The sequence below is a fragment of the Pedobacter sp. genome, assembly GCF_035566355.1.
Classification (GTDB): domain Bacteria; phylum Bacteroidota; class Bacteroidia; order Sphingobacteriales; family Sphingobacteriaceae; genus Pedobacter.
This window is the reverse complement of record NZ_DATMRL010000370.1, coordinates 1-10093: the sequence shown is the minus strand read 5'-3', so window position 1 is coordinate 10093 and position 10093 is coordinate 1. Positions and strand designations below refer to the sequence as shown.

The 10093-nt window shown below is 41.4% G+C and carries 7 protein-coding genes and 1 pseudogene; 2 read left to right on the top strand and 6 right to left on the bottom strand.

Features of this window, described 5'->3' with window-relative positions; all coding sequences use genetic code 11:
- Positions 1-462 (bottom strand): carboxypeptidase-like regulatory domain-containing protein (locus VNZ46_RS14165; protein WP_325560740.1); only part of this gene is annotated, 462 nt, incomplete at its 3' end.
- Positions 463-755: 293 nt separating this feature from the next.
- Here VNZ46_RS14165 and VNZ46_RS14160 point away from each other — a divergent pair.
- A complete protein-coding gene (locus tag VNZ46_RS14160) occupies positions 756-1463 on the top strand; it encodes a FadR/GntR family transcriptional regulator (protein WP_325560739.1) in 708 nt (235 codons plus the stop codon).
- 39 nt (positions 1464-1502) lie between these two features.
- Here the strand turns inward: VNZ46_RS14160 and VNZ46_RS14155 are convergent, their stop codons facing one another.
- A complete protein-coding gene (locus VNZ46_RS14155) occupies positions 1503-2630 on the bottom strand; it encodes a formylglycine-generating enzyme family protein (RefSeq protein WP_325560738.1) in 1128 nt (375 codons plus the stop codon).
- Between the two features lie 185 nt (positions 2631-2815).
- Here VNZ46_RS14155 and VNZ46_RS14150 point away from each other — a divergent pair, with 185 nt between their 5' ends.
- Complete coding sequence (locus VNZ46_RS14150; RefSeq protein ID WP_325560737.1) at positions 2816-3781, top strand: DUF1080 domain-containing protein; 966 nt, start codon at positions 2816-2818, stop codon at positions 3779-3781.
- A 17-nt stretch (positions 3782-3798) separates the two neighbouring features.
- Here VNZ46_RS14150 and VNZ46_RS14145 read toward each other — a convergent pair whose 3' ends face one another.
- From VNZ46_RS14145 to VNZ46_RS14130, 4 genes and pseudogenes are all read right to left on the bottom strand, one after another.
- The gene (locus VNZ46_RS14145) at positions 3799-4881 is read right to left on the bottom strand and encodes a Gfo/Idh/MocA family oxidoreductase (protein WP_325560736.1); all 1083 of its coding nucleotides are present in this window, start codon (positions 4879-4881) and stop codon (positions 3799-3801) included.
- 8 nt (positions 4882-4889) lie between these two features.
- The gene (locus tag VNZ46_RS14140; protein WP_325560735.1) at positions 4890-6344 is read right to left on the bottom strand and encodes a Gfo/Idh/MocA family oxidoreductase; all 1455 of its coding nucleotides are present in this window, start codon (positions 6342-6344) and stop codon (positions 4890-4892) included.
- 30 nt (positions 6345-6374) lie between these two features.
- Positions 6375-9848, bottom strand: coding sequence for a DUF1080 domain-containing protein (locus tag VNZ46_RS14135; RefSeq protein ID WP_325560734.1), 3474 nt, complete (start codon positions 9846-9848; stop codon positions 6375-6377).
- A 23-nt stretch (positions 9849-9871) separates the two neighbouring features.
- Positions 9872-10093 (bottom strand): annotated as a pseudogene (locus VNZ46_RS14130) (gfo/Idh/MocA family oxidoreductase); the annotation flags it as partial.

Sequence of the window (10093 nt, the reverse complement as noted above, 5' to 3'; positions counted from 1 at the left end):
AGATAAACCCGAAATAGCACCTTGCAACGCAGTACCAATATTAGATCGTGGTGCTGCATCTAGTACTTTACTATCTAATCTCGCCACCGCCCCTGTCACATTCCTGCGGGACTGCTGCCCATACCCCACTACAACAACTTCATCCAGTTTTGCATTGTCATCCAGTAGAAAGACCTGCAGAACAGAAGATTCACCAATGGTAACTTCTTTCGAAAGATAACCAATGGAAGAGAATATGAGAACGTCTCCTTTAGCCGCCTGAATAGCGAACTCACCAGAACTATTGGTTATGGTTCCTGTTTTTGTTCCTTTAAGCAGCACACTAATGCCAGGTAAGGAAATCTTTTCTTTTTCCGCCAGTACTTTCCCAGAAATTTTTCTGGTTTGTGCTAACAAAACGGAGGAGAGCAAAATACAAACGACCGTAAGAAAAGCTTTAATTTTAGTAAATTTTTGGTTCATGTGGTTGAGTTTAGATTTAGCTATATGTCATACATAAAGCAATAGTAATAAATAAAAAAGATTATTACCAAATATTTCAGGTATTTTTTATAATCTGATTTCCTGAGTGTTATAAATACACTTACTAAGAACCGGTCGGAAGTTGCTGATAACAAGACGTTACACAGCTAAAGGGGTTATAATCCAGCCAGTAACATCCTTATGTCAAACATTCTCCTTTTAAAAATATGTTGTATGTTTGTTTTTAAGTCTTTTATGTAAAAAAACATCAACGACATCTATACACTAAGCTTATGAAAGAAACAGATTTGATAGAAAGTCTAAAGAATATAGATACCAGCTCACTAGTAGATAAAGTGGAAAAAAGCCTGATAGAATTATTCATTGAAAAAAAATTCAAAGTTGGCGACAGTATACCCAAAGAGCTGGAGCTTACCCAGGCTATGGGCGTGAGCAGAACGGTCATCAGGGAGGCTTTACTCAGATTGCGAATGATCGGACTGATTGATTCAAAAAAACACCGCGGTGCCATCATTACCAGTCCTGATCTGACTTCCGTACTCCAGAAAAGTATGAAACCTCAAATGCTTGACGTCGCTACATTGAAAGAGATCTTTGAAATGAGGCTTTCTTTGGAGATTGGTATGGCCGATTTTATTATTCAAAGAGTAACCCCTGAAGATATTGCCGAATTAAAAAAGATTGTTGCCTCAGAGCCAAAAAAGGCAGACGCTTTCATCTTTCGAATTGAACAGGAAATCAAGTTCCATGGAAAGCTTTATGACATCACAGGCAATCAGACCTTAAAAAATTTCCAGAAAATGTTATTACCCGTATTTGACTATGTTCACCAGAGCGGTTTATTGAAGAAACAAATCTCTTCGAAAAATTTTGTATCCCACAAACAGATTGTAGAACTCATAGAAAAAGGTTCCGCAGAATTGCTTAGAAATGGAATGCGTAATCACCTGGAAAGCCATTTCTCCCGATTATTCGATTAATACATATAAAAACATCGCCTCGTATAGTTTGCAAATCAACTATTTGGATACACATCTGAAACCCGTATTCTGCAAACCAGTATCAGGCGATGATTTCATTCTTGCCGAAATCCGGTAGCCCTTACAATAAGAGCTGTTACACATAAAAGAACCACCCCTGGTTACTTTTTTAGGTACAGTAGGTTCATCCGGATCATAGCTATCTTTTGGTCCACCTGGATTAACACTGGTTCTACCCTCTAAACCCTGATAATAGTCGGCCTTATACCAATCGGCCACCCATTCCCAAACATTTCCCGCCATATCAAACAACCCATATCCATTTGCAGCAAATGAGCCTACTGGTGCAAGACCATGAAATCCATCCCAGTCGGTATTTTTGTCGGGGAAACTTCCTTGCCAGGTATTGGCCTTAGGCCTCCCACTTTCTACAGGCTCATTTCCCCAGGGGTAAATAGCATCCTTCATCCCTCCACGTGCCGCGTATTCCCACTCCGCTTCTGTAGGCAATCGCTTTCCGGCCCATTTAGCATAAGCATTCGCATCTTCCCAGCATACCTGCGTTACGGGGAAATCCTCTTTTCCCTCAATAGTACTTTTTGGCCCTTCAGGATGTTTCCAACTCGCCCCATTAGTCCAGGCCCACCATTGAGATGCATTATCTAATGGAACCGGATGAGACGGCGGGTTAAATGTAAGTGCTGCAGGAACAAGAATATTATCTGGAGGCTTTGGAGTTCCCGGCGGTAATTGTTTCTTGATCTCCTCCCAATCCGGCTTTCGTTCCGCAACCGTTTTGTAGCCAGTGGCTTTAACAAATGCGGCAAATTCTTTGTTAGTTACTTCTTTTTCATCCATCCAGAACCCATCCAGCTTGACCTGATGTGCGGGATATTCATCCTTTCGCCCCTCCTGATCTTTCGCCCCCATAGAAAAAACACCCGGAGGAATCCATTTCATTCCGTGATGTGATGTTTTTGAGTTCGAAGAAAAGGTGCTGTCTGCAGAAGAGTGGGTTACTGCAATGCCGTACCTGGATGGTAAATGCGCGGAGCAAGACTCATCAGTTTCTGTTTTTACGGCTGCTGGTTTTTTATTCTGAGTACAAGATAGTCCAAATATGAATGGGAGAATCAGAAGGTACTTAAGGTTCAAATCAAATCTCATTACACTACTAAATGTATATCTTTTTATGTGAATTCCAAAGCGAAGCGATATTTTTTAAAACTGCTGCCACCCCGGGCAGGCTATAAACTAATATGGGCGCAGCAATATCTGCCTGATGTCTGAGTGGGATCTGGTAACATTAATAATAATGTTTATATTTATCTTAGTCATCAATAAATATAAACATGAATAGAAAATACTTTATCGCAGGGTTGATATGCAGCATCGGTTTAATGAATCCTTCCAATATAATGGCTCAAGTATCTGCTATCAAGACGGAAAGCGTAAAGGGTGGTGGCCTGATAGGTCGGTGGGATATCAAAGTAAGTGAAAATGGATCAGATCATCCTTCCTGGCTGGAGGTAGAGCTTTCTGGATTCAGTACACTGGTAGGCCGCTTTGTGGGCACAGGGGGAAGTGCCAGACCTATATCTAAAGTAGCTTATGATAATGGGAAATTCAGTTTTTCTATCCCACCACAATGGGAAAGGGAAGACCGTGATATGACGCTTGAAGGCACTATTTCCGATATTGCTATTCGTGGTACTATTCATACCAGCAGTGGACAAAGTTACCCTTTTACGGGAACGAAAGCCCCTGATCTAAAAAGAGCAACTGCACCTGTATGGGGTAAAGCAATTAAATTATTTAATGGAAAAGACCTCAATGGCTGGAACGTTTCTGGAAAAAACCAGTGGATCGTTAAAGATGGTGTATTGACCAGTCCTCATTCCGGATCCAATCTAATCTCTGAACAAAAGTTCTCAGATTTTAAACTCCATGTAGAATTTCGGTACCAGCAAGGTAGCAACAGCGGTGTTTACCTGCGTGGCCGTTATGAAACTCAGATCATTGATAACCCCAAAACTGATCATCCAAACAGTCACCTCTTTGGTGGAATTTACGGATTCCTGGTACCTAATGAAATGGTTGTAGGTGATCCTGGCCAATGGCAGACATTTGATATTACACTGGTAGGCCGCATCGTAACGATTGTAGCGAACGGTAAAACCATCATCTGTAATCAGGAGATCCCGGGTATTACTGGCGGCGCATTAGATTGTAACGAAGCAGAACCAGGTCCAATCTATTTCCAGGGAGATCATGGTCCTATTGAATTCAGAAATATTGTGATTACACCAGCCAAATGATTTTTTATCATTCGGCTCTACAGTAACACTGTCTGTCCCGTTTTTACAGATTCATCGCAGGCAAAAGCTATTTTTAGACTGTTCACAGCATCTTCTGTCGCTGAGCTAAGATCAAGGTCTTCCTGGATTGACTTTAGAAAAAAGATTTGTTCCCGGTCGCAAAGTTCCTGATGATTGGGTTCATCCTGTAGATCCAGGTATTCGTCTATCTTTGCAAATTCATCGTGCTGATCCAGATCTGCGTAATGGACTTTAATGGACTCCGTTTTAGTATGAGAATCAATCGAATCAGATTTTCCACTGGCTGATGCCTCCCTTGCCACGATAGATACTGCGCCTCTTGGTCCAAAGACATCTTTAATAAAGAAAGCATTGTCGCTAACCATTGGCCCCCAACCAGCTTCGTACCAGCCGATCGAGCCATCTTCAAATCGAATCTGCAACTGCCCATAATTGTAATTCCATTCAGGAATATCGTCAGTAAGCCTGGCACCAATAGCGCTCACTTGTATGGGCATCGATCGTGTCATCTGGCACATGATATCGATATAATGTACAGCACAGTCTACAATTGGGCTTAAACTTTTCATCAGGTTGCGATGCACTGTCCATTTAGGCCCATGGCTCTGCTGGTTCAAGTTCATACGCATAACCAATGGCTTCCCCATTTCCCGGGCCAACTCGGTAAATTTTTCCCATGAAGGGTGATAGCGGAGGATATAACCAACCAATAATTTTTTATTCGCTTTTTTTGCCGCTTCTGCTACTCGTATTGCCCCTTCTATACTATCAGCCAGTGGTTTTTCGATAAATACATGGCAGCCATTTTCAAAAGATTTTATCGCGTAAGCTTCGTGCGTATCAGGATAAGTTGAAATACAAACGGCATCTGGCTTGGTGATCTCAAGAGCCCTGTAAAAATCTGTGTACAAAGCATATTGTCCACCTAGTTTTTGATTGAGAATCTCCTTGCTTTTACCGGTAGAAACCAATCCGCATATTTCAAAACCCGATAAATTATGATAAGCTGTGGCGTGGGAAGCCCCCATATTGCCACAGCCTACTACTAATACTCTTAAATTCTTATTTTCTATTGACATACTAAATATTAAACACCCAAACTCCAGCCTTTACGGTACTCTCGTTTTACAAATTGGTTTACTTCATCAAAATTGGTCACCTTCATATTTACCTTGTCCCAAAGCAGTTTCATATCTCTGCCCGGATAACTGATTTTACCTGCTGTATCTCTGCGCTGTATATCTATGCCTCTGATGGCTAAATTGGCAATCAATAAAGTTTCGGTAAGCGGTCCGGCAATTTCAAATGGCGAACTCAATGCCATTTTTCCATAGCCGGCAATTGCAGCTTCGGCAAATTGTGTATAATGACCTTCTTCCTGATTAGCAATACGCGGTATGGTAATTTTGGTTCTATCTGACTCGTTGCGCGACAATGGCAATAGCTTCGGATTTTTACCATAGGTTTCGCAGATCATTTTACCTTTTGTACCGATAAAAAGCACACCATTATCGCCAAAGCTTTCATTCGGCCCTAATTCTTCAGGACGCTCAGGTTTGATTCCACCATCCATCCAATGTAGCTGAACTTCATGCTTGGTTTTTTCGGTTTTGGCAAAAGTTAGGATGACGTGGCTTGAAGGGGGACAACTTTCCGGTAAATAGGCCCGTTTGAATTCATCAACATATACACTCCCCACGCTGCATTCTACACTTATAGGCGTATCTAAGCCTAACACTCTAAAAGGTGGTTCCACCAAATGACAGCCCATATCGCCGATGGCACCAGTACCATAATCCCACCAGCCCCTCCAGTTAAAAGGAACCAGTTTATTTACATATTCTTTATATGGAGCACTTCCTAACCACAAATCCCAGTCGAGCTCTTTTGGTATTTCGGCTTTTCCTGCTGGCCATGAAATTCCCTGTGGCCATACTGGTCGGTTGGTCCAACAGTAAACCGTATGTACTTTACCGATTCTACCGGCATCGTACCATTCCTGAAGCCTTCTGACACCATCGCCAGATGCCCCCTGATTTCCCATTTGCGTAACCACTTTATAACGATTTGCGGCTTCGGTTAACATCCGAGCTTCATAAATATCATGGGTAAGAGGTTTTTGCACATATACGTGTTTACCCAACTGCATAGCAGCCATGGCAATCTGCGCATGGGTATGATCGGGTGTGGATACGGTTATGGCATCAATATTTTTACCTTCTTTATCCAGCAATTCACGATAATCTTTATAATATTTTGCTTTTGGAAAGTTCTTTAAGGAATTTGCAGCTCTTCTGTCGTCCACATCGCATAGAAAAGCGACATCCGTTTTACCTCCTCTAACAATGCTGGCAATATCTCCCTCCCCTTTTCCACCCGCACCTATACCAGCCAATTGTAACCGATCACTTGGGGCCAGAAAACCTGGTCCACCTAATACATATCGGGGTACAATCATAAATCCAGCTGCTGCGAGTGCTGTTGTTTTAATAAAGTTTCTTCTCGAATTTTCGGTTTTCAAATTTGCCTTATCTTCAATCATTATTTAAACAGTTATTATGTTAAATTTAACTTATTTCTTTTTAGATGTAGCTTTTACGGCTGTTTCTTTTTCAGCAGGATCTTTTTTGCTCAAATCTTTAACCCTGATGTTGCGGAACTGCACTGGCGATCCATGACCAAGGAAACCTATATGTCCACGTTCACGCAATAAACCTGGGTGCTCCTGGTGATCGGGGGTACCACTTTTCTTGAATGGCTCGATATCACCATCCAAAATCACGGTACCATTTAAGGTCACTTTAATTTTAGATCCTCTGGCAATTACTTCTTCATAATTCCATTCTCCTATAGGTTTTAGAAACCCTCTTTTAGCAGGAATGGTACCATAAACCGATCCGTGATATTGGTATGCCTTTAAATCTTTATAAATTGGTGCTTCATTATCCAAAATCTGTAATTCCATTCCCACATAGGCGGCATCACCTTCTAATGGTGCCCTTATTCCCAATCCGTTGTTTGCACCAGGTGTTAACTGAAACTCAAAACGGTAAACAAAATCGCTAAATTCTTCTTTGGTGAACAAATTACCGCCCGATCCTTTACCTGGTTTTGGCCTGACGGAGATAGTTCCATCTTCAATTACATAATCGGTGGTATTGCCTGTCCAGCTGTGCATATTGGTTCCATCGAACAATACTTTATAACCTTCCTTTTTCTCTTGTGTACTCAGTTCAAAAGGTTTTGGCCGGGGGATTTCTTTAATGTAAATATCACGATAAGCCACTGGCGATCCATGCGCTTGTAATTCAATCTGCTCTTCTGCAAAAATCGGCAGGCCCCTATCCCAGTAATTTTCTAAGATCACGTTATCTGTAACCAATTGTCCGTTCAGGTAAACTGTAACCCGGTCACCATTCATTAAGATTCTGAATGTATTCCACTCATCTAACTTATTATCTGCTACTTTAAGCGGTTTACTTTCATTACTTTGATTGTTGTATAAACCGCCGGAGCCTACCTGTGCACCAACCTTTGTACGGGCAAGATCCCATATCTGAACCTGTGGCGTGCCGCGCAGATAAATACCTGCATCTCCTTCACCTTTTTTATCGTCAATAATTTTCCAATCTACCAGCATTTCAAAATCACCATACTTTTTAACAGTTGCGAGGTTATTACCATGGCTTTGAAATTGAAGTTCGCCGTTGATCACTTTCCAGCTTTCCCGGGCTTCCACATCGGCTTTAGTTTGTGCAGCAGCCAAGGTCTTTTCATCCATTTTTGATCTTTTGATCGGATCGGCTACAAGCCCCTTCCAACCAGATAGGTCCTTTCCATTAAAAACTTGTACAAAACCTTCACCAGCCTTCATTTCTGAAATATATTTACGCATACCTTCTTTCTGATAGCCTGCATCTCCTCCGGTGATTACTGCAATTGTTTTATTTAATAAGTCTCTTACAATGTCGCCGTTATACGTTCCGGACATAGTAATGTTCATCACTGCATTCGCCGCAGCTTGTTGTAAAGCCCCATTATCTAAATATTGCCCTGCAAAGACAATCGCATTAAAGCATTTGGCTTGTTCTGTATCTTTCAGAATTTGCTGTTGCTGCACTGGCGATTGGGCCACTGCCATTGCATTACGCAACAATAATAAACGTTGCTCGGCAGGATAGTCGGTATTTCTTACCAAGGCCAGATAACCGATAATAGCTTGATTCAAGAAGTCTGGATTGGTAGTCGTGCGGGCAATACGGATCAACTCGTTAATCGAACTTGCATCCGTCCATGAAGAGAGGGCCTCAATTGCAGCCTTCTTTGTCTTATCATCGCCTGAGGTATATGCCTCAGATACAGACTTTAGTGATTTCTGTCCACCTAAACTACCTAATACCTTGTAAAATAGCAGTTTCTTATCTGCAGGCGTATTGCTCATTTGCTGAAGTATAGCATCAGTTTGCGCATCTTTATCCGCCGTTCCTTTTATAGAAGCAATAATGGCTTCCTGTATGGCAGTAAGTTCACCTGCATCGGTGGTTTTATTTAAAAGGTCAAACAATTGTGTTGTGTTTTCTGCTACAGCCACGTGTTGCAGGGAAAGAAATGCTGCTTTTCTAACTTCAGCATTCTTACTATTTAATAAAGGATAAATAACTGTTATCTGGTTCGTTGCTGCACGAGCAGCTAAAATATTAATCAAGGCCACCTGAACCTCTGGTTTAGCTTTTGGGATATAAGCCCCAACTTTAGTGGTAACGCCTTCGCCTTTTATTCTTGAAATACCACGAGCAATATTCTCTATGCTTGTCGCATCCCCTTTACCCATTATTTTCAGCAAGTCCTCTAAAACACTTTCCTGTCCCAGCTTAACAGCGGCATCAATGGCGGCAAGCTTTACCTGCTGATCATCACTTTTTATGAACTTCAACACCTCTGGCAGTGCAGATTTTGCTGTACTATTTCCCAACATATCTAAAATAGAAACCCGCGTTGCGGCATCTGCCTTTTTTAGTTGACTTATCCAGGCTGCACTGTTGGTATCATTCACATCTGCTGCAGCGAATTTAACCGCCGCAGCACGAAACTCAAACTGTTTGTCGGCCATGGCCGACAACAAAACTTGCTGATCAGTTTGTATTGCCGAAAGTAATTTTAAGGCCGCAATGCGTTCGTTGACCTGATCACCAGCTGTTGCTCTTCCCAAAATTGTTTTCGCTATAGTTTCTACACCCGCTTTATCATTTGCTATATTTTTCTGTGCATATACCAATAAGGCGGCTACCGCATTGGTTTGGTCATATTTATAACCCGCTTGTTCGGCTGCTTTTAATAAAATTTCTTTTGAAGAGGCTTCGCCAATATTCGCTAGAGCATATAAACTAACTTTGGTTAATTCCTTATCTGTACTCGTTGTTAATGGTACAATGGCCGTAGCTGCTACTTTAGCATCTGTATGTCCTAATGCTTCTACAATAGCAATTTTCGCTTTACCCGTAGCTTTACTTAAACTGTTCACTAATGCGGTTGTTGAAGAAGTTGTTCCAATTTTAGCTAAAGCTCTGGAGGCTTCGTCTGCCAATTGGTCATCAGCAAGGTAACCTTCTAGACAAGATACAGCATTATCATTCCCTACCAGATCGAACTGGCTAATGATAAATGCTTTATTCTGCTTATCTGATAATTTAGCCAGAGCTTTACAATAAGCATTGACTGCCATATTCCTTAAATCCTGCTGACCACTTTTTGTAGCATAGGCAGTAAAACCACCTATCGCGTATTCAATTGAAGCGTTATTCCCTTGTTTAGAAGTTGTTAAACTACTAATTAAGGTTACATAACCCTCCTCACCTAAATTGGCAACTTCTTTCATGTTACCTTCTAACTGTACAGCATCTCTGGCAGGTAACTGCGCCAATAAATCGGCAATACGCGTATTTATAGTTCTTTCGTCTTTTTTATCTTGTGCATGAGCCGTTAATGTAAACAATGCATTTGAAAGCATTACAAGGACCAGCAGCACCCTTAATATTTTTTTATTCATGATGGTTTCTATTACGTAATGTTTTAAATGGAAAATGGTGCACGCATTACCGGATTGATTAGTCTGTTTGCAGCGTCATCATCAATAAACTCTTGTTTAACAGGGTCAAACTTTAACGATCTGCCCAACCTTAGGGCAGCCAAACCAATATTTACGATATTACACGAACGGTGTCCGTTCTCTTCATTCAGAGCAAACTTCTTTCTCGTTCTTACCGATTCCGAGAATTCGACAATCTGTGGATC

Bases quoted from the DNA above. Each gene is read 5' to 3' on its own strand.
- VNZ46_RS14135 (WP_325560734.1), bottom strand. From the start codon at position 9,848: ATGAATAAAAAAATATTAAGGGTGCTGCTGGTCCTTGTAATGCTTTCA.
- VNZ46_RS14140 (WP_325560735.1), bottom strand. From the start codon at position 6,344: ATGATTGAAGATAAGGCAAATTTGAAAACCGAAAATTCGAGAAGAAAC.
- VNZ46_RS14160 (WP_325560739.1), top strand. From the start codon at position 756: ATGAAAGAAACAGATTTGATAGAAAGTCTAAAGAATATAGATACCAGC.
- VNZ46_RS14150 (WP_325560737.1), top strand. From the start codon at position 2,816: ATGAATAGAAAATACTTTATCGCAGGGTTGATATGCAGCATCGGTTTA.
- VNZ46_RS14155 (WP_325560738.1), bottom strand. From the start codon at position 2,630: ATGAGATTTGATTTGAACCTTAAGTACCTTCTGATTCTCCCATTCATA.
- VNZ46_RS14145 (WP_325560736.1), bottom strand. From the start codon at position 4,881: ATGTCAATAGAAAATAAGAATTTAAGAGTATTAGTAGTAGGCTGTGGC.